This is a genomic window from Brevibacterium antiquum (assembly GCF_016107655.1).
Taxonomy (GTDB): domain Bacteria; phylum Actinomycetota; class Actinomycetes; order Actinomycetales; family Brevibacteriaceae; genus Brevibacterium; species Brevibacterium antiquum.
The window spans coordinates 120,502-140,191 of sequence record NZ_JABASX010000003.1; the positions used below are offsets into that span (position 1 = coordinate 120,502).

Consider the following 19,690-nt stretch of genomic DNA (forward strand, 5'->3'; position numbering starts at 1 on the left):
CGTCTGTCACATGAAATCGCTCACAGATGGTCGGTCCACTCGGTGGCAGCAGCATCGCGACCACAGGCGCCACGAGCTGCTGCGCGCCGTCCGGCATGTCGTCGATGAGCACGGCGACGAACTGTCGATGGAGCAGATCTCAGAGCATTCGGGCACAACGAAGTCAGTGCTCTACCGGTATTTCACGGATCGTGCCGGACTGCAGGCGGCAATGGGCGAATGGGCGATGGATGTCATCTCCAAGTCACTCGACGACGCAACAGCAGCCTCGGCGCAGGATGCACTGACGAAGATGATCCACGCCTTCGTCGCGCTCGCCGCAGAATCACCGAATATCTACCGATTCTGCGATACAGCGGTCAATCGCTTCGCACCGACGGAGACCGGTGGGTTCTTCAACTCGATCGCTGGGCTCCTCGCCGATCGGCTTGGCCTTGAGGGCACTCAGGGACAGCTGTGGGCAGCAGGTGCGATCGGATTCGTGCGCGCCGCGACTGAGAACTGGCTGGCCGATCCCAGCCGCCCCGATGAATTCGCCACCGCAATCAGTCAATGGCTCTGGGCCTCGCTGCCCGCAAAACTAGGAGTAGACGAATGAAGCTTTCCCTTGATCCACAGGCGATCAACACCGCCCTCGACGGCCAGTGGGCCGAGGCTCGACGCCAGGGGCGCACCCTGGCACTCGAAGAGATCACCCATGAAGACCCTGCCGATGACCTCGAGACCACCCGAGCCAAGACGCTGGCCGGAGTGAAGCTCATGGCTGGCACCGGACTGCCGATGGTGGCCCTGCCACCCTCACTCGGCGGACGCAACCAGCATGCGACCAATATCGCCAGCTTCGAGGAGACCGTCACCGCCTCCCCCAGCCTCCAGGTCAAGGCAGGAGTCCAGTTCGGGCTCTTCGGCGGAGCGATCCTGCACCTGGGCAACCCCGAACAGCACGATGCTTGGCTGGTCGCGGCACAGCAGGGCGAACTTCTGGGATCCTTCGCAATGACGGAGATCGGCCACGGCTCCGATGTGGCCGCGGTCGGCACCACGGCGACCTATGAGGCCGATCAGGAAGAGTTCGTCATCAACACGCCCTTCCGTGCCGCGACCAAGGAATACATCGGCAATGCCGCCCGTGATGCACGTGCCGCGGTCGTCTTCGCCCAGCTCATCACCAATGGGGTCAACCATGGTGTGCATGCGTTCTTCGTGCCGATCCGAGATGAGAGCGGGAATATCCTGTCGGGCATCAGCATCGAAGATGACGGCTACAAGGGCGGGCTCAAGGGCGTCGACAACGGTCGGATCGTCTTCGAGCAGGTTCGCATTCCTCGGTTCAATCTTCTCGATCGCTACGGCGCTGTGAATCCCGCGGGCGACTACACCTCCCCCATCGACTCCCCCGGACGTCGCTTCTTCACGATGCTCGGAACCCTCGTCCAGGGCCGCGTCTCCCTCGACGGTGCGGCCATCGTGGCCTCGAAGCTGGCGCTCGACATCGCCGTGCGCTACGGACTCGAACGTAAGCAGTTCACCACTGTCGATGACATCAACGAGACCACCCTGCTGGACTATCAGCAGCACCAGCGCCGCCTCATGCCGGCCATCGCCTCGGTCTACGCCTCGGCCTTCGCCCACGAGAAGCTGCTCACCTCGTTCGAGGAAGTCTTCTCCGGGGCCGACGAGAGCGAGGAGAATCGCGCTCTGCTCGAAACCCGAGCCGCGGCGTTCAAAGCCGACACGACATGGATGGCCCTCGACGTCATCCAAGAGGCGAGGGAAGCCTGCGGCGGAGCCGGCTACATGGCCGAGAACCGCCTGGTGGGGCTGCGCGCCGACCTCGACATCTACGCCACGTTCGAAGGCGACAACACGGTGCTCCTGCAGCTGGCAGCCAAGCGCCTCCTCGGCGACTATGCGAAGGAATTCGCGAACATCGACGTCGGCGGGGCCGCCCGCTACATCGGCACCCAGGCGGCCGAGCACACGCTCTACCGCACCGGACTGGCCAATGCGGGGCTCGCCATCTCCGACGTATTCACTCCCAACCTCGGCGAGAAGCGGATCCGCTCGGGACGTCTGCAGCGCTCGCTTCTCGAGACCCGGCTCGAAGTCATGGTCTCCGGACTCGCTCAGGCGCTGCGGCCGGCGATGAAGATGTCAGCCGCCGATGCCGCGGACCTGTTCAACTCCAATCAGCATGAGTTCATCGAGATGGCCCGTGCCTACGTCGAGTTGGAGAAGTGGAAGGCCCTCGACGAGGCGATGAGGGAGCAGCAGGACCCCGACCAGAACAAGCTGTTCCGACGTCTGCGCGACACCTACGGTCTCAGCCTCATCGAGAAGCACGTGGGCTGGCACCTCATGTACGGTCGTCTGCCGATGCTGCGCGCCCGGCAGCTCAACGAGACGCTGAATCGCCTGTGCGAGAAGCTGTCTGCCAACGCCTTGGACCTGGTGGACGCCTTCGGCTATGGCGATGATCACCGCCGCGCCACGATCGCGACCGGTGTCGAGGCTGAGCGACAGGACGAAGCCGCTGACTACTACCGTCACTCCCGTGCGCAGGAGGATTATGCGGTGCCGGAGAAGCAGCTGCGCAAGGCAGAGAAGGCAGCGCGGAAGGCGGCTGAGAAGGACGGCCGCAAGGCGAAGGCTGGAAAGTAGAAGCCCTGACAGGCAGTGAATCCTGACAGGTAGGTGAGAGGGCCGTGCGACGAATCAGCCGCACGGCCCTCTCACGTTGAGCCCGGGGCTGTGTCCAGCACAATGGGATGCGTTTGAACGCGTTTGGACGCGTGTTTGAATACGCTTGGATGCGTTCAGGCGCGGAGAAAGTCCGTCAGCGCCGCCGAGACCGCCGCAGTCTCCGTGAGGAAACCGTCGTGACCGACCTCGGATTCGATGACGTGATGGCTGACCGCTCCGGGCAATTTCTGCGCGAGCAGTTCGACCTGTGCGGTCGGGAACAGCCGATCGGAGGAGACTGAGACGACGAGGTTGTCGGTGCAGGCATCGGCCAATGCAGTCGCTAAGTCCTGTGAGCGACCGGTGCGCACGTCGTGATCGCGCAGGGCGCGAGACAGCACGACGTAGCTGTGTGGGTCGAATCGGGCGGTGAGCTTCTTCGCCTGGTAGTCGAGGTACGAAGTGACCTCATGATAGTCAGGCGATCTGCGTCGGCTGGAGAACCGGTGGTTGAGTTCCGCATCATTGCGGTAGGTCAGGTGGGCGATCTGGCGGGCCAGGCCCAACCCTTGTGCAGGGAAGGCGCCGACCGCGGTGTAGTCACCGGAATAGTAGTCAGGGTCGAGTTCGATCGCGCGTTCCTGCATCATCGCCCAGGCGATCTGATCGGCTTCGCAGAAGGCCGGTGCTGCGATGATCGCGCACTTATTCACCTTGCGTCGATCGAGGAGTGCGAATTCGAGGGCTCTGGCTCCGCCCATCGATCCGCCGATGACGGCATACCAGGAGTCGATGCCGAGGATCTGAGTGAGATTGTGTTCCAGTCGGGCCATATCGCGGATCGTGACCGCAGGGAATCGTGATCCGTAGGGCAGACCGTCGTCATAGACAGACTGCGGACCGGTGGTTCCCGAACACCCGCCGAGCGAATTCGCACACACCACGAAGTATTCGTCCGTGTCGATCGCCTCGCCCGGACCGACGATTCCTGACCACCATTCGGTGACGCTGGTATCGCCGGTCAGGGCGTGTTCGACCAGGATCGCATTGCTGCGGTCAGTGTTGAGTGTGCCGAAGGTCTCATAGGCGACTTCGACAGTCCCGAACGTGTGTCCGGATTCTGTGACGAAGCCCAGAATTCGCTCGACGGAAGTGCTCTGGGTAGTCATGTCAGGCGGCGGCCGATGCCTTCGCTGCGGCAGCGACGAAGCCCTTGTCGATGTCGGCGATGATGTCGTCGCTGCCTTCGAGTCCCACGGACAGACGCACGAAGGCGGGGTTCACGCCGGCGGCGATCTGTGCCTCTTCGTCCAGCTGGGCATGGGTCGTCGATGCCGGGTGGATGACCAGCGAGCGGACGTCGCCGATATTGGCCACGTGTGAGTGCAGTTCAAGCGCATTGACGAATGCCACAGCGGCGTCGAAGCCTCCGGCGATGTCGAAGCCGAGGACCGATCCGACACCGTTCGGCAGGTACTTCTTGGCTTTGTCGTGCCAGGGGCTGGACTCGATTCCGGCGAAGGCGACCCGGCTGACCTGTTCGTGGTTCTCGAGGTAGGAAGCAACCTTGTTCGCGTTCTCGACATGGCGGTCGATGCGCAGGCTCAGGGTTTCGATTCCCTGGGCGATGAGGAATGCATTGAACGGGCTGGCAGCCGGTCCGAGGTCGCGCAGGCCCTGCACACGGGCCTTGAGGCCGAAGGAGACGTTTGCTCCGAACGGCGAATCCGCGCCGAGATCGCGAGCGTAGACCAGACCGTTGTAGGACTCATCCGGGGTGTTGAACCCGGGGAACTTCTCCGGCTGCGTGCCGTAGTCGAAGTTTCCGCTGTCGATGACGACACCGGCGATCGAGTTGCCGTGTCCGCCGAGGTACTTCGTGGCCGAGTGGAGGACGACGTCGGCACCGTGCTCGATCGGACGCACCAGGTAGGGGGTGGCCAGGGTGTTGTCGGTGAAGAGCGGAACACCTGCCTCGTGGGCGATGTCGGCCACAGCGGCAATGTCGAGGACATCGGAGCGGGGGTTGGAGACAACCTCGGCGAAGAAGAGCTTGGTGTTGTCCTGCACTGCTGACTTCCATCCATCGAAGTCATCGACGTCGACGAACGTGGTCTCGATGCCCAGCTTGCGCAGGGTCACGTGAAGCAGGTTGTAGGTTCCGCCGTAGAGGCTGGAGCTGGCGACGATGTGGTCACCGGCCTCGGCGATATTCGTGATCGCCAGCAGAGCTGCTGACTGTCCCGATGCTGTGAGTACGGCGTGGACGCCGCCTTCGAGGTCGGCGATGCGGTTCTCGACTACCTCAGTGGTCGGGTTGGTGATGCGGGTGTAGATGGGGCCGAGCTCGGCGAGTGCGAAGCGATTCGCGGCCGTCTCATTGCTGTCGAAGACGAACGAGGTCGTCTGGTGGATGGGCAGCGCGCGGGATCCGGTGACCGGATCGGGTGTCTGACCGGCGTGGATCTGGCGGGTTTCGAATGACTGAGCCATGATGTCTCCTTCGGATGCGACGGGTTCGCCCGCAATCGTCCATGCGGGTGGTGCGAGTGGTGGTGATGGCTCTACTCTCATTGACTCTGTGACTTCCCCGATGCGATCTCGTCATCTTCGTGTCATGTGTCGTCATGTTCCGTCACACATCATCAGCGGAAGTTGCGGGCCTTGGTCGGCAGCTGCACCTCAAGCGGGATGAGCTTGTGGGCGTAGAGGCTCACGACCTCTCCACCGCGTTGGATCAGCCCGGTGACCACGAGTGCGTTGCGCGAGGTCGCGATCGGCCGGAACCGTTTCATCAGCCCGGCCGTGGCGACGACGTTGAGCATCCCGAACTCGTCCTCCAGGTTGATGAATGTGATCCCCGAGGCGGTGGCCGGGCGCTGTCGGTGTGTGACGATGGCGGCCACCGTCATCCGGGTCCCGTCCGCAGCCGCTGCGGCATCCGCCGTCGAGGCATAGCCCCGTTCGATCAGGGACGCTCGCAGGATCTCGGTCGGGTATCCGTCGACGGTGATCCCGGTGGAGAAGAGTTCGGCCAGGGTCGTGTCGAAGGCATCCATGGTCGGCAGGCTCGGCGCCGAGGAGATCGTGGCAGTTCCGGGGAGCACGCCCGGGTGTGCTCCCGCGACGCCTCCGGCCAACCACAGTGCCTGTCTGCGGTCGAGGTCGAAGTTGCTCAGTGCTCCTGCGGTGGCGAGCCCTTCGAGTGCCTGCTTTCCGATTCCGGTTCTCTCTGCCAGGTCCGTCACCGAGGTGAACGGTGCGTTCGCGCGTTCGGTCTCGATCACCTCGGCGAAGGAGCCGACATGGGACACCGAGTCCAGACCCAATCGGATCCCGAACTCGCCCGAGGTCTCGACGCGCTCCAGATCGCTGCCGGCCATCGAGTGGCGGATGTCCACAGGCAGGATCTTCACACCGTGACGACGGGCGTCGGCGACGAGGGATTGCGGTGAGTAGAAGCCCATCGGCTGACTGCGCAGCAGGCCCACGGTGAACGCAGCATGGTGATGGTATTTGAACCAGGCCGACTGGTAGACCAGGTTCGCGAAGCTGATCGCATGTGATTCGGGGAACCCGTAGTTGGCGAACGCGGCAATCGTGGAGAAGATGGACTCCGCGGTCTCCTCGTCGACGCCCTTGGCTGCGGCCCCGGCCTGGAATTTCGCCGCCAGTTCGGTCATCCGCTTCTCTGACCGCCGCGATCCCATGGCCTGCCGCAGCTGGTCGGCATCGGCTCCGGTGAAGCCGCCGACGTCGATGGCCATCTGCATGAGCTGCTCTTGGAACAGCGGCACCCCGTAGGTCTTGGCCAGGGACTTCTCCAGCAGTGGGTGGAGGTATTCGACCTCGTCAAGGCCCTGCCGTCTGCGGATGTAGGGGTGGACGGACCCGCCCTGGATGGGGCCGGGCCGAATGAGTGCGACCTGAACGGCGAGATCGTAGAACGTCTCCGGACGCAGGCGAGGCAGGGTCGCCAGCTGGGCTCGCGATTCGACCTGGAAGACACCCACCGCATCGGCCTTCTGCAGCATCGTGTAGACGCGATCGTCCTCATCGTCGATGTGGGCGCGTTCGATGAGCTCACCCGTATGCCGATGGACCAGATCGACCATCTCGTGCAGCGCTGTGAGCATGCCCAACCCCAGCAGGTCGAACTTCACCAGGTCCATGGCCGCGCAGTCGTCCTTGTCCCATTGGACGACGGTGCGATGGCCCATCGTGGCCTTCTCGATCGGAACGACCTCACCGATGGGCCGGTCGGCGAGGATCATGCCGCCGGAGTGGATGCCCAGGTGACGGGGTGAGCCCAGGAGGTCACCGGCGATTCTGAGCACCGGGGCCGGGACCGGGGAATCCTCGGCCTCGGGCAGGGTCGACCAACGATTGCTGGTCTTGGAGAACGCATCCTGCTGGCCGGGCTCGTAGCCGAGGCTGAAGGCCGCGTCCCGGATCGCCGACTTCGCCCGGTAGGTGATGACGTTGGCGACCTGAGCGGCCCGTTCCCGACCGAAATGGTCATAGACGTATTGGATGACCTCCTCCCGCCTGCCCGATTCGATGTCGATGTCGATGTCCGGGTACCCCTTGCGATCCGGTGAGAGGAAGCGGTCGAAGAGAAGTTCGTGCTTGACCGCGTCGACGGCGGTGATGTCGAGGACATAGCAGACGGCGGAGTTCGCCGCCGAGCCCCTCCCTTGGCAGAAGATCCCCACCCGATGGCAGAACTCGGTGATGTCATAGACGATGAGGAAGTACCCGCAGAACCCCAGTTCCGCGATCATGTTCATCTCCCGATCGAGCTGCGCCCACGCCTTCGGGTTCGCAGTCCGGGATCCGTAGCGCTTCGCGCCGCGATCCTCGATGAGCTCGCGCAGATACTCTTCGGCCCCAAGCGCATCGGGCATCGGAGCACGCGGCAGATCCGGACGGGCGGAGCCCAGGACGAAGGAGCATTCCCTGCCGATGGCCACCGCGTTCTCCAAGGCCTGCCGAGGGAAGCGTGCGGCCATCTCCTCGCCCGTATGGATCCGGGCATTCGCTGTCGCCGGCAGCCACCCGGCCAGCTCGTCGAGGGACAACCGAGACCTCACCGAGGCTCTCACCTGCGCGGACTTCCATTGCGCCCGGGTAGCGAAGTGCACGCTGTTGCTGGCCACGACCGGCAGATGGGTCCGCTGTGCAAGCTCGCCGAGGTGGCGCAGCCGTTCATCGTCATCCGGGGTTCCGTCCCGGCTGAGTTCGACCGCGATCCGCTCGCGCCCGAAGAGCGCGATGAGCTCACGCAGGACTCCGAGCCCACCATCAGGCTCGTTCAGGGCTCGGCGCAGAGGGCCTTTGCGACAGCCGGTGAGGATCGTCCAGTCCCCGCTCATCGCGGCCAGCTCTTCGAGACCGAACACCGGCCGGTTCTTCTCCCCTGCCAGATTGGCCCCGGTGATGGCCATCGACAGTCGGTGGTATCCCTCGACTCCGCGGGCAAGGACCAGAAGGTGGGTGGCATCGGGATCGGTCTGGCCGGGGATCTTCTCCTCCAACCCCACGGACAGCTCCGCGCCGAAGACGGTGGGCAGCCCCACCTCGGCGGCGGCATGGGCGAACCGCACCGCACCGTAGAGACCGTTGTGATCGGTCAGCGCCAAGGACGTCAGCCCCGCGGCCGCACCTGCGGCCACGAGCTCTTCCGGGTCGGAGGCCCCGTCGAGGAAGCTGAACTGGGAGTGCACATGCAGCTCGGCCCACTCGACGGTCGAAGTGCGCAGAATGGGCCCCTGGCCAGGCCCCGAATACCGGCCGACACCATCGGAGCCGCCTGGGCCCACCGAGACCTGATGGCGGTCTGGTCGGGAGAAGGCGGGCGCGTCGGATCCGTCGGCGTGTTCGTCAACCGTCTGCCTGTTGACCGTCTGCCTGTCGGCGACCTGTTTGCGGCTGGCCTGTTTGCCCTCCAGCCGCTGAGCCAGCTGGGACCAGGGGGTGCGCGGATTCGAGAAGCCCATCAGCGGTACCGTCCGGTGATGTACCACTGGCCGTTCTCTTTGCTCAGCAGCAGTGCCTGCCCCGAGTCGGTGACGACCTGCAGCCGGGTCCGGTAGATGGCTTTCGTCGGATCCCACCAACCGGATTCGACGGGCCAGGAGCCCGAATAGTCAATGACCGCCTCGGCGGTTCCGGTGGGAAAGCGGATCGCATACGGCGCCGATTCCAGGCCAGCGGGACGTGCTCCCACCGGTCGGCCTCCCGCAGCGAGCACGTCGACGGGCAGACGTTCGACCGTCGTCGGTCGGGGTGCGTGCAGTGCCCCGGGCCAAGGTGCGCCGGGGCTGCGCACAGGTGATGCCGCTTGCTGCCACGGTGTCCACAGGTTCGTCTCGGCCGGATCCCATCCGCCCTGCAGACCCGGGACCAGGACCGAATCGGGACCGAACAGTCCCTGCAGTCGCTCCAGCGTGTGGGTGACCTGTCCGGTGTTCTCATCGAACAGGCTCTTCGTCGCACCGATGGGGGTGGTCAGCTCTGCGGCCACGAGGCCCAGAGCGATGATGCCCTCTTCGGAGAAGTCTTCCGGGTCGGGGCCGGGCTCGTCGGGAGCCGGGGCCTCCCTGTCCCTGCGGGCAGGCGGTGTGTCCTTCCGGGACGTGGCCGGTCCCTTTCGAGCGGCGCCTGCCAACCATCCCTCTGCCTGCCACCGCAGACGATCGGCGATGGTGTTCTCGTTCATGTCCTCGATCCGCCACGTCCGCTTCGAGGACTGCCCTGAGACAGCGATGAGCTCGATTGTGATCTGCGTGCACACGAGCCCTCGGCGCCGCACTGTCGTCAGCAGGTCGGCGGCGAGCTGGCGGGTCAGGAATCCCAAAGTGTCGCTGCGGGTGGTCGGCGTGTCCAGACCGAGTTCGACATTGGGTCGTTCCTCCCGGACATGATCATTCAGCGGCGTCCACTCGGTTCCTGTGGCCAGATCGTGCGCGCGCTTGCCCAGTGCCCCGAATCGTGAGTTCACGTCCCGCGCGTCGATGTCGGCCAGATCGCCCAGGGTTCGCAGACCCAGCTGGGTGAAGGTATCGATGAGTTCGGTCGCGCCTGCCCCGACGTATTCGAGGGTGCTGATCGGCTGAGCGGCCAAGAACTCCGCGGTCTCCCCTGGCTCAACCCGACGCGCCTGTCCTGCGGCGAGGACTGCCGCGAACACGGTGTCGGCAATGCCGGGGAAGAACTCCCACCCGGTGACCGATACGAGTGCTGAGATCAGCGCCTCCACGGCGCTGGGCTCATCGTCATAGCCGTGTTTGAGCGAGTCGAGGGGAATGGCGAGCGTGCCGGGGCTGAGCAGAGTGAACCGTGCCACGAGTTCCTCGAGCGCTCCGACTCCGGCGGAGAAGTGTCGGTTGTCTGCCTCCTCGTCCCAGGCCACCACATGTGCTTCGGGGCAGCGGTACCCGACCGCGCGTTTGTTGTTGCCCAGAGCGATTCCGGCTGCGCGCGCAGGCGCATTGGCAGCGACCACCTTGCCTCCGCTGAGAACCGCCACCGGAGTGCGCGGGCTGAGGTCATGCTCGGTCGCGGCCGCCACCGCGGACCAATCGGGAACGGTCAGAACCAGCGTGCGACAGTCAGCGGTGCCGGTGCGCACAGCCCTGGGCTCAGCAGCGGCGTCAGCTGACACTGCGGATCACCGGCCGTTCGAATACACCCTCAGATGGCGAAGCTGCGGGTGCCTCGGCAGGAGTCCCGTCCGGTCCTGGCAGCAGGAACCGGTGGACGCCGGTCTGGGATCGGGCCTGCACGAGGCAGGAGCGGAGACGTCCATGGCCGTGTTCCGTGCCCGACCACTGTGTGTCGGTGATCTCGATCTGCTCCGTACTTCCGGGCATCGACGTCAGACTGATGAGGCTGATCTTACGTTCGCGCACCTTCGCCAGCAGCCGGGCGCGTTCTCCAGCGCTGGGCAGAAATCCCGGGTCGATGACGAGGATATCGAAGGACTCGATGAGGATGGAGGCCACCCGCAGCCAGTCCTCGGCGGGGGTGACGAGGTTGACGAAATGGTCGAGGTCAACGCCCAGATCGGCAATAGACGACACGGCCGGTTCTCCGAGCCCGATGCCGGCGCACCATTTCTGTTCCTGGGTTGCGACGGCGATCGCAGCGAGGGCACAGCTCAAGGACTGACCCCCGGTCAGTGTCACGATCTCGCCTCTGGGAAGACCGCCTCGGCGAAACATCGGTGCCAGCACCGGATCCACAGCGCGGGGGGCAGGCCCATCGAACAGAGCAGTGGCCGTGGAGATACCCATCTCCCGGCTGAGCTGTTCAACGAGTGGCACTGCAGACATGACATCCATTATCGAACTAGTGTTCTAAATAGGCAAGATTTACGCAGCGGCATTGTTCGCCCGGGCGTGTCGCCATTCCGCTTCGAACATCCACGCAATGCAATAGTCCAGGCTGAAGCCGTACCCGCCGCCGAGAGTGCTCGGATCCGCTTCGGCTACCGCCTTTTCGGCAACTTTCACCAGCCGCGCCGTGTCGAAGACGTGGCGCCCTCGCCTCCTCTCCTCGAGCGGAAGCAGCTGCGAGCCGTCGGGCAGGAAGAAGGCGAATGCCGCCTGTCCGTCCAGCGTTCCGGCGAAGGGTGCTGGGGTCCGTGAGATATTCAACTCATATTTGTGCACCGCCGTGTGGTGCGTGCGGCAGAGCAGAATGAGATTGTCCAGGTCCGTTGCTCCGCCCTGTGACCACGGACGGATATGGTGAGCCTCGCACCTCCTGCGGGCGCGGCAGCCGGGGAATTGACATCCCATGTCCCGTGCGCTCAGCGCCAGGCGTTGGCGTCTGCTCACCAGCCTCTTCGAACGGCCGAGCATGAGCACGTCTCCATCGGCGTCCTTGATCGCCCCACTGATCAGGGCTTCGCAGCTCAGCCGTTCCGCCGTCGCCGAGGTGATGCCACCGAAGCCGTCAACCCGACAGGTCAGGTCCTTCTTCCCGACCGCAGACGTCCCCGCGGGGACGTCGTCGAGGACAGCATCGGTGGTCTCGTGCTCAGCGGTCTCGTGCTCAGCGACCGCTGTATCGAGGGCACCGAATCTGGTCACCACCTCGGCGGAGGCATGCACGAGCATGCGGGCGCGGTCGACGTCAACGGTGCCGGACGACTCTGCCTGCGGAAACGCATGCACGATCTCCATCAGGCACATGACCTGCGAGATCGGATCGTACGAGGGCCTCTCCTGCTCGTCCCTGTCGACCTCTTCCGCGTCGGACTGCTCCTTCGCGTCAGACTGCTGTTCAAGGACATGCCGAGCAGCGTCGAGCATCGAGGAGAACTCAGCGGCCTCATCCTCGCCCAGGTCGATCGTGATGCGGGTCCGACCGGGTTCGGTGGTCCGCATACTCACGCTGTCGCTCGGAAGGAAGCGGGGTGGCCCACCGGCCTCGTTCGCGTCGGACAGCTGGAGGTAGTTGCGAGCAATCACACCGATCTGGCTTCCGGTGGAGACATCGGCTAAGCACAGGGCCTCCTCATCGGGGATCCGCCCCACCAGCCTGGTGACCTCGCGCACCTTGGAGAAGCTGACATTCCCCTCCCCCAGGCTCTCCTTGACCTTCGGCATTTCGCGCAGCGCCATCATCACGCGGACGTATTCCCGTGCGGTGTGTGCGCTGACGGCAGCGATGTGCATGACCCACTGAGGCAGCGATGTCACACCCACCCACTGGGCCCACAGGCCTCGGCGTTCGACCTCGTCGATGAGTGCGATGACACGGGCATGGCAGAAGGCGATGCACGAGATGTTGCGTCGAATGTCGGCAACCAGCTCCTCGGAGGTGAGGGCGCCGAGCCCAGTCCCCGTGTCCGTCTCAGGATCCGCATCCGTCTCACCACCGCCGCGGCCTCCAGTGCTCGGCTCGGCGTGCGGAGCTTCCACCTGCGCCCTCGAGCCTCTGCCGTAGTCGCTGGGATCGACGCTCATCGATTTGAGAATCTCTGAATCTGAGAACGGGTCCGGATAGTCCGCAAATGGATCTGCAGCCGTGTTCTCGACCATGGTTGCCACCTTTCCCCTTCGGCCCCTGTGGCCGTTCGGTTCGCGAGTCCCCATGACCTCGAACCATACTTTCACCATACGAGGCGCCACTGACATGACATCCGGATCATCATGATTCACTCTGTTGAATCAGCTTGTCATATTCTAATCTGATTCATATTCGCAAGGACGGCGTTCTACAGAATTAGAATCTCCTGAATGCGCAAGCGTCCCCGCGGGGACGCACCAGGCTCGATCGCAGCATCACGCCGTAGGCTGTTCGCATGAGCGATGAGACGAATGACGACGCGGCCCTCTCCCGTAGCAGCCCCCAGGATTCGGACCGAGAGGCAGCCACCCGGGCCTCCTACGATGCGATCGCCGAGACCTATACGGGCTGGATTGCAGACGAGCTCACGGCCAAGCCACACGATCGAGCAGTTCTCGGTGCCTTTTCGGAACTCGTGCTCGCCACAGGGGATTCCCAGACGCTGGAAATCGGGTGCGGCCCCGGTCGGATCACCGCATTCCTTGCCGCCCTGGGTCTGTCTCCGTCGGGCCTCGACCTCTCCCCCGCCATGATCGACCTGGCAACGCGCCACTACCCCACCTTCGATTTCACCACCGGAACCATGACAGCACTGCCCTACGGCGACGACAGCTTCTCCGGACTCCTCGCGTGGTATTCCATCATCCACGTTCCCGATGAGTCCCTGCACACAGTCTTTGCTGAGGCGGCACGAGTGCTGCGGCCGGGTGGGCTGTTCCAATTGGCCTTCCAGCTCGGCGATCGAATCGACCATCAGGCGACGGCCGCCGGCTTCACGGTCGATCTCGACTTCCACCGTCGCTCGATCGATCAGGTGCTCACGGTTCTCGCTGACCACGGCTTCGTCCCCGTGACCCAGCTCGAACGGGAACCGGACCAAGCGGGCCGATTCCCAGAGGCGACACGGCAGGGCTACCTGCTCGTCCGCCAGCCAGCCTGACTCCGGTCCCCGGCTCCACCGGATGGGTCTTCGTCATCGGTGCCGAGACTCCGCACACGTTCGTCACCGACGAAGACGGGTTTGAAGCAGCGCACATCCGCTCTTCCCCGCACTTCGAGACCACCTGGCTGGAATGAGAGCCAAAGCGACTTGCGAACGTGACAAAATGGATCTCATATGAACATCGACATCGTCTTCCACACTCCTGAGATCCCCGGCAACACCGGCAACGCGATACGCCTGGCCGCAGTCACGGGGGCCCACCTCCACCTCGTCGAACCCTTGGGCTTCGACCTCTCCGATGCGAAACTGCGTCGTGCGGGGCTGGATTATCACGATCTTGCCCACGTCACGGTCCACGCTTCTCTGACGGATCTGTGGAACCACCTCGGCGAGCGTCGGGTCATCGCATTCACCACTCATACGGAGCAGTCCTTCGCCGAGGTGGACTACCGTGACGGTGATGTCCTCCTCTTCGGTCAGGAGTCGACGGGCCTGCCCGATGCAGTCGTCGATGATGAGCATGTGGACCTGTCCGTGCGCATCCCGATGCTGCCCTCTCGGCGCTCGCTCAACCTCGCCAATTCCGCGTCGATCGCGATCTACGAGGCCTGGCGACAGCAGGGATACGCCGGCGCCTGAACGCGCGTAGACTTCTGCCCGACAGCAATTCCCGAAAGGACCACTATGACCTCCAAAGTGCTCACGATCGCCGGCTCCGATGTCTCAGGCGGAGCAGGGCTCGAAGCTGACCTGAAGATGTTCGAAGAATACGGCGCGTTCGGCACCGCCGCCGTGACCTGCATCGTCACCTTCGACCCGAATGACGGCTTCAGCCACGTCATCGAATTCATCGACCCCGAGGTTGTGACGAGGCAGCTCGAATCGACTCTGGCCGTGCACACGTTCGATGCGATCAAGTCGGGCATGCTCGGATCCGTGGAGAACGCTCTCGTCCTGGCCGAGAAGCTCAAGACCAATGAGCTGCCCTATGTCTTCGACCCCGTCCTCGTGTGTAAGGGTGCGGGCACGATGGTCGATCTCAAGGATCTCTTCGTCGACAATCTCGTCCCTTTGGCCACCGTCATCACCCCGAACCTCGAGGAGGCCGCGACACTGGCCGGAATCGATCCGATCGATTCGGTTGAGGGAATGGTCGAGGCCGCGAAGATCATCCACTCTCAGGGTGCCGAAAACGTCGTCGTCAAGGGCGGTGCACGCCTGGCCGGTGATGACGCAATCGACATCCTCTTCGACGGTGAGAGCGTCACGACGCTGCGTTCACGCAAGGTCAATGAGAAGCTCGTCAACGGTGCAGGCTGTTCGTTCGCCTCATCCATCGCCGCTGGCATCGCCACCGGGCTGAGCATTGAGGACGCGGTCGTCTCGGCGAAGGAGAAGGTCGCCCACGGCATCGCGAACTGCCTCGACAATGCCACCGGCGTTGCCTCGCTGTTCCACCCCGCGGCACGGACTCAGCCGTCGCCAGACGTCCGCGTCAGCGTGGACTGATAACTGAGCACAGAGCAAAAAAGAACTGCCCCGCACACCGTCTCAGGTGTGCGGGGCAGTTCGCATGAGTCATGCGTGACGGTCGGAACCGTCTGATCGGTCGGAACCGACTGGGGATCAGCGCTTGCCGAAGCCCTTGTAGCGATCCTTGAACTTCTCGACGCGGCCTGCGGAGTCGAGGATGCGCTGCTTTCCGGTGTAGAACGGGTGCGATGCGCTCGAGATCTCAACGTCGATGACTGGGTAGGTGTTGCCGTCTTCCCATTCGATCGTCTTGTCGCTCTTCGCGGTCGAGCGGGTGAGGATCTTGGTTCCCGACGACAGATCGTTGAACACGATCGGTGCGTATTCCGGGTGGATGTCCTTTTTCATATTCTTACCTTTGCTGAATCCGCTCAGGCGCCTGGTATGGGTCGACCCATCCGCCAGTGCCCGAATTCGTCTGCTGGACACGCCCCGCACCGTAGGAACCGGACACGAGACGACAGCCCAGTCTATCTGATGGACTCGCTCAATGCGATTCGCACACCGTCTCCTACACTGTGGCCATGAACACCAAGGAACGCATCTCTGCGCAATTCGACCTCACTCCCGCAGCATCGGCTCCCGATCTCATGGCCAAGCCCACCGCCGAGGCGATCCCGTCGATCACCGGTGATGTCGTCGCCTTTGCCATCGACCCGCAGATCGCTGACACTTCGGCCCTGCTCGACGCGACCGGTCTCGGACCTGAGACTTCGGCCAACTGTGTTCTCGTCGCAGGTTCACGCGCCGGTGAGGAAAGGATCGCGGCCTGCATGGTGCTCGCGAACACGCGCGCCGATGTCAACAAGCGCGTGAAGAAGCTCCTCGACGTCCGCAAGGCCTCATTCCTGCCCATGGATCGTGCGGTCGGCGAATCGGATATGGAGTACGGCGGTATCGGCCCGATCGGTCTGCCCGACAACTACCGGATTCTCATCGACTCACGTGTGGCCGAGGCCAAAGAGCTCATCATCGGCTCCGGCATCCGCGGGTCCAAGCTCATGCTCTCGGGCGCGGCACTGGCGTCCCTTCCCACCGCCGAGGTGGTCGAAGGGCTCGCGAACGAGATCGACTGAGTATCTGGTCCGGCTTCCGGCCCACCCCGGCAGAGTTCCCTCAGCTCAGTCCGGCCTGCTCCAGGACGTAGGCGATGAGCGGTTCGTAGAGGTGGGGTACGACGTCGTCATCGAGGGGGACGGTGACCTCGATGACGCCTTGGGCCTCGGCGACGAAGAGGGCCGGATCGTTGCAGTCCGCATACCCCAGCGTGCGCAGTCCACGGCTCGATGCCGCGCCTGCCCAACCGTGGTCGGCCACGATCAGATCCGGGGTCGAACCGCCTCGGCGGGTGATGTCGTCAAGGAGTGCGTGCATGGGTTCGGCGAGATGGGTGTGCGGAGTTCCACCGTGCTGGTGCCAGGTCCACACCCGGTTGATCTGTCTGCAGTCGCCGCCGAGGCCGGGCACGGGGATCGCGTTGACCTGGCCGACGATGCGGGCACCGTGGCTTTCCGCTGCCTCGGCGATCGCCATATGTACGGGCAGCAGACCCGCGGGATGACCCGTGGCGAAGAGGATCTCGCCCCCGGCACGGGTGATGTCGCCGATGGCGCTCGCCAGCCGCTGCAGTGCGTCGATGCAGGCCTGCGTGGAGATCGTGTCGACTCCCTCGATGAAGTCGGTCTCCGGGCGCAGACCGCACCGGTCAACCATGAGCGCGAACACGGAGTCATAGTCCCAGTCGCGAGTGAGTTCGACACCGAAGTCGAACTGCCTCTCCTGTGCAAGGAATCGGTGGATGTGGGAGAGGTTGTTCTCCCTCGGCGTCGCCACCTCTCCGGTGATGCGTCCGGATTCTAGGGCGGCGGCAAGCGATGTGCGGTCCACTCTGGTCCTCTCGTTCTCAGTGTCGATTCGGGTTGGGGCTGCCGTCCGACCTCAGTCGTTCTGCAGGGCGAAGCAGGCCACCGCCGAGGCGGCTGCGACGTTGAGGGAGTCGACTCCCCCGGACATCGGGATCATGACAGTCGAATCGCAGGCGGCGATCGTCGAGCGTCGCAGACCGTCGCCCTCGGTGCCGAAGACAATGGCTGTGCGCTCGGGAGCGTCTGCTGCGAACTCGCGGATCGCCACGGAGTCCTCGTCGAGGGCCAGTGCCACGACATGGAAACCGAGTTCACGCAGAGAATCGACACCAGCCGGCCAGGATTCGATGCGCGTCCATGGCACCTGGAAAACTGTGCCCATGGACACTCGGATGGAACGTCGGTAGAGAGGGTCGGCGCACCTCGGCGTCACCAGCACAGCATCGACTCCGAATGCGGCGGCGGACCGGAAGATCGCACCCACGTTCGTGTGATCGACGACGTCCTCGATGACGACGATGCGTCGGGCATCTGCCACGAGATCGGCGACAGCGGGCGCCTGCGGGCGATGCATGGCGGCCAGAGCACCTCGGTGGAGGTGGAATCCTGTCAGGGCCTCAACAGCGGTGTCGGTGCCGATGAAGATCGGAGCATCGTTGGCGGCGATGAGGTCGGCTAAGTCGAAGAGCCATTTGGGGCTGGTCAGGTATGACCGGGGAACCATGCCCGCGGCGTGGGCGCGGCGAATGATCTTCGAGGACTCGGCGATGAAGAGCCCCTCGGCTGGTTCACGGATGCTGCGAAGCGCCACATCCGTCAGCTGAGTGTAGTCATACAGGTGCTGTGCGGATGAAGACAACGTCTCTTCGTCGAAGAAGTGCAGTCGCTCGGCACTGATGCCGAGCTCGGCGGCACGGTCGATGACCTGCTGCCGTGTCAGTGGTGCCTTGGCCGGAGTGTTCATGCGATCACAATGTGAGGATGCGCCAGATGGCGACGAGGCCGAGGACGACGATGATGGTGCGCAGCAGCACAGGTGAGAACTTCCGTCCGACGCGAGCACCGAAGTAGCCGCCGATGAGCGAGCCGATCGCGATGCAGATCACGGCGATCCAGTTGATCCGGTCGTGACCGACGATGATGTAGGTGCTCGCCGAGACCGTGTTGACGACGAGGACCAGAACGTTCTTCAGTCCGTTGAGACGCTGCAGGTCATCGGGCAGGATCAGCCCGAGCAGAGCAATGAGGATGATCCCCTGAGCTGCGGCGAAGTAGCCGCCGTAGATCGCGGTGAGAAAGACGACGAGCAGGACCAGGATGTAGCGACCGGTGGACAGCTTATCGCCGACTGAGGCCGCCACATGCTCTCTGCCTGACTTTTCAGCGCGACGAACCGCTCGGCTCTTCAGATGACGCGAAAGCGCCGGCTGGGCCACGACCATGACGAGGGCGACGACCAGGAGCACCGGGACGATCGTCTCGAACGCATCTTCGGGCAGGTGGAGCAGCAGATAGGCACCGGTCAGCGACCCCAAGATGGAGGCCGGCACGAAGCCGAGGATCCGTCGCCATTGGCCCTTCAGCTCCTCTCGATAGCCGAAGGACGAGGCAATGTTGCCGGGGATCAGTCCGACAGCATTGCTCATCGTCGACACGACCGGTGGCACGCCGAAGGCCACGAGAACCGGGAAGGTGATGAGGGTACCGGAACCGACAACGGCGTTGATGCCGCCAGCACCGATTCCGGCGAGGACGATCAGCGCAATCTGCCACAGTTCCATTCCGAGAACTGGGTCCATGCTCAGTAAGGGGATCGGGCGTGGAACCGCTGCCCGTCGCGGGTGAGCTTCACGTCGATGCCGAAGGTCGCCGACAGATTGTCGGCGGTCAGGGTCTCATCGATGGGGCCGGCGGCAAGATCAGTGCCTTCGGCCAGCAGCAACACGTGTGTGATGCCCACAGGGATCTCCTCGACATGGTGGGTGACCATGATCGTCGCCGGAGCCCACTTCGAGGACAGGATCTCCGTCAACGCGGCCAGCAGTTCTTCGCGTCCGCCCAGGTCGAGTCCGGAGGCAGGCTCGTCGAGCAGCAGCAGCTCCGGGTCGGTCATGAGTGAGCGGGCGATCTGCACGCGTTTGCGCTCGCCCTCGGACAGGGTGCCGAAGGTGCGATCGGCCAGATGCGAGATGTTGAACGCGGCGAGGAGGTCCTTGGCTCGGTCGATGTCGGTGGTCTCATACGCCTCGACCCAGCGACCGGTGACGCCATAGGCGGCGGTCAGCACGGTGTCGAGGACGGCTTCGGACAGAGGAATGCGGTTGGCCAGAGCCGTCGAGGAGTAGCCGATGCGCGGGCGCAGTTCGAAGACGTCGACGCGCCCGAGGCGCTCCTCCAGGATCCCGACCGAACCCGTCGTCGGGTGCATTCGTCCTGCAGCCAGTTCCAGCAGAGTCGTCTTCCCGGCGCCGTTGGGTCCGAGAACGGCCCAATGCTCACCTTCAGAGACGGTCAGGGAAAAATCTTGGAGGAGGAAATTCTCTCCTCGGCGCACGGAAACAGAATCCAAAGTCAGGACATCACTCAT

General features: G+C 64.0%; 17 protein-coding genes. 6 read left to right on the forward strand and 11 right to left on the reverse strand.

All coding sequences use genetic code 11. The annotated features are described in order from the left end of the window. Positions 1–10: 10 nt before the first annotated feature. Complete coding sequence (locus tag JFC13_RS06040; protein WP_198396209.1) at positions 11–598, forward strand: TetR/AcrR family transcriptional regulator; 588 nt, start codon at positions 11–13, stop codon at positions 596–598. Further along, on the forward strand, positions 595–2,661 hold the full coding sequence (locus JFC13_RS06045) for an acyl-CoA dehydrogenase family protein (protein WP_198396210.1): 2,067 nt from the start codon (positions 595–597) through the stop codon (positions 2,659–2,661). The genes JFC13_RS06040 and JFC13_RS06045 overlap by 4 nt, the downstream gene beginning before the upstream one ends. Positions 2,662–2,816: 155 nt before the next feature. Here the strand turns inward: JFC13_RS06045 and metX are convergent, their stop codons facing one another. The 6 genes from metX to JFC13_RS06075 all read right to left on the reverse strand — a co-directional run bounded on the left by metX (position 2,817) and on the right by JFC13_RS06075 (position 12,734). Further along, positions 2,817–3,851 carry a homoserine O-acetyltransferase MetX gene (metX, locus tag JFC13_RS06050; RefSeq protein WP_198396211.1) on the reverse strand — a complete coding sequence of 345 codons (1,035 nt, stop codon included), beginning with the start codon at positions 3,849–3,851 and terminating at the stop codon, positions 2,817–2,819. A gap of 1 nt (position 3,852) precedes the next feature. Continuing rightward, positions 3,853–5,175, reverse strand: coding sequence for an O-acetylhomoserine aminocarboxypropyltransferase/cysteine synthase family protein (locus JFC13_RS06055; RefSeq protein WP_198396212.1), 1,323 nt, complete (start codon positions 5,173–5,175; stop codon positions 3,853–3,855). A 152-nt stretch (positions 5,176–5,327) separates the two neighbouring features. Beyond that, the gene (locus JFC13_RS06060; RefSeq protein ID WP_198396213.1) at positions 5,328–8,681 is read right to left on the reverse strand and encodes an error-prone DNA polymerase; all 3,354 of its coding nucleotides are present in this window, start codon (positions 8,679–8,681) and stop codon (positions 5,328–5,330) included. After that, positions 8,681–10,348 (reverse strand): Y-family DNA polymerase, encoded by a 1,668-nt coding sequence (locus JFC13_RS06065; RefSeq protein ID WP_198396214.1) that lies wholly within the window; start codon positions 10,346–10,348, stop codon positions 8,681–8,683. The genes JFC13_RS06060 and JFC13_RS06065 overlap by 1 nt, the downstream gene beginning before the upstream one ends. Continuing rightward, positions 10,338–11,018, reverse strand: coding sequence for a DNA recombination/repair protein RecA (locus tag JFC13_RS06070; RefSeq protein WP_232488269.1), 681 nt, complete (start codon positions 11,016–11,018; stop codon positions 10,338–10,340). Before JFC13_RS06070 ends, JFC13_RS06065 begins: the two co-directional genes overlap by 11 nt. 39 nt (positions 11,019–11,057) lie before the next feature. Next, on the reverse strand, positions 11,058–12,734 hold the full coding sequence (locus JFC13_RS06075; RefSeq protein ID WP_198396216.1) for an HNH endonuclease signature motif containing protein: 1,677 nt from the start codon (positions 12,732–12,734) through the stop codon (positions 11,058–11,060). A gap of 263 nt (positions 12,735–12,997) precedes the next feature. On the opposite strand from JFC13_RS06075, the gene JFC13_RS06080 reads away from it, so the two are divergent. The 3 genes from JFC13_RS06080 (at position 12,998) to JFC13_RS06090 (ending at position 15,214) form a co-directional block, all read left to right on the forward strand. Continuing rightward, positions 12,998–13,702 (forward strand): class I SAM-dependent methyltransferase, encoded by a 705-nt coding sequence (locus tag JFC13_RS06080; protein WP_198396217.1) that lies wholly within the window; start codon positions 12,998–13,000, stop codon positions 13,700–13,702. Between the two features lie 177 nt (positions 13,703–13,879). After that, a complete protein-coding gene (locus JFC13_RS06085; protein ID WP_198396218.1) occupies positions 13,880–14,344 on the forward strand; it encodes a tRNA (cytidine(34)-2'-O)-methyltransferase in 465 nt (154 codons plus the stop codon). A gap of 45 nt (positions 14,345–14,389) precedes the next feature. Beyond that, positions 14,390–15,214 (forward strand): PfkB family carbohydrate kinase, encoded by an 825-nt coding sequence (locus tag JFC13_RS06090; RefSeq protein ID WP_198396219.1) that lies wholly within the window; start codon positions 14,390–14,392, stop codon positions 15,212–15,214. Between the two features lie 117 nt (positions 15,215–15,331). Here the strand turns inward: JFC13_RS06090 and JFC13_RS06095 are convergent, their stop codons facing one another. Next, the gene (locus tag JFC13_RS06095) at positions 15,332–15,586 is read right to left on the reverse strand and encodes a type B 50S ribosomal protein L31 (protein WP_009881328.1); all 255 of its coding nucleotides are present in this window, start codon (positions 15,584–15,586) and stop codon (positions 15,332–15,334) included. A 176-nt stretch (positions 15,587–15,762) separates the two neighbouring features. Here JFC13_RS06095 and JFC13_RS06100 point away from each other — a divergent pair, with 176 nt between their 5' ends. After that, on the forward strand, positions 15,763–16,314 hold the full coding sequence (locus tag JFC13_RS06100) for a YbaK/EbsC family protein (RefSeq protein WP_198396220.1): 552 nt from the start codon (positions 15,763–15,765) through the stop codon (positions 16,312–16,314). Positions 16,315–16,354: 40 nt separating this feature from the next. Here the strand turns inward: JFC13_RS06100 and JFC13_RS06105 are convergent, their stop codons facing one another. The 4 genes from JFC13_RS06105 to JFC13_RS06120 are packed head-to-tail and all read right to left on the reverse strand — an operon-like array spanning position 16,355 to position 19,690. Beyond that, positions 16,355–17,125: a phosphatase gene (locus tag JFC13_RS06105; RefSeq protein WP_198396221.1), complete on the reverse strand. Its 771-nt coding sequence runs from the start codon at positions 17,123–17,125 to the stop codon at positions 16,355–16,357. A gap of 51 nt (positions 17,126–17,176) precedes the next feature. Then, a complete protein-coding gene (locus JFC13_RS06110) occupies positions 17,177–18,067 on the reverse strand; it encodes a TrmH family RNA methyltransferase (RefSeq protein ID WP_198396222.1) in 891 nt (296 codons plus the stop codon). Between the two features lie 4 nt (positions 18,068–18,071). After that, entirely contained in the window at positions 18,072–18,884 is an 813-nt protein-coding gene (locus JFC13_RS06115) for a sulfite exporter TauE/SafE family protein (RefSeq protein WP_198396470.1), read from the reverse strand. Between the two features lie 20 nt (positions 18,885–18,904). Continuing rightward, complete coding sequence (locus JFC13_RS06120; RefSeq protein ID WP_198396223.1) at positions 18,905–19,690, reverse strand: ABC transporter ATP-binding protein; 786 nt, start codon at positions 19,688–19,690, stop codon at positions 18,905–18,907.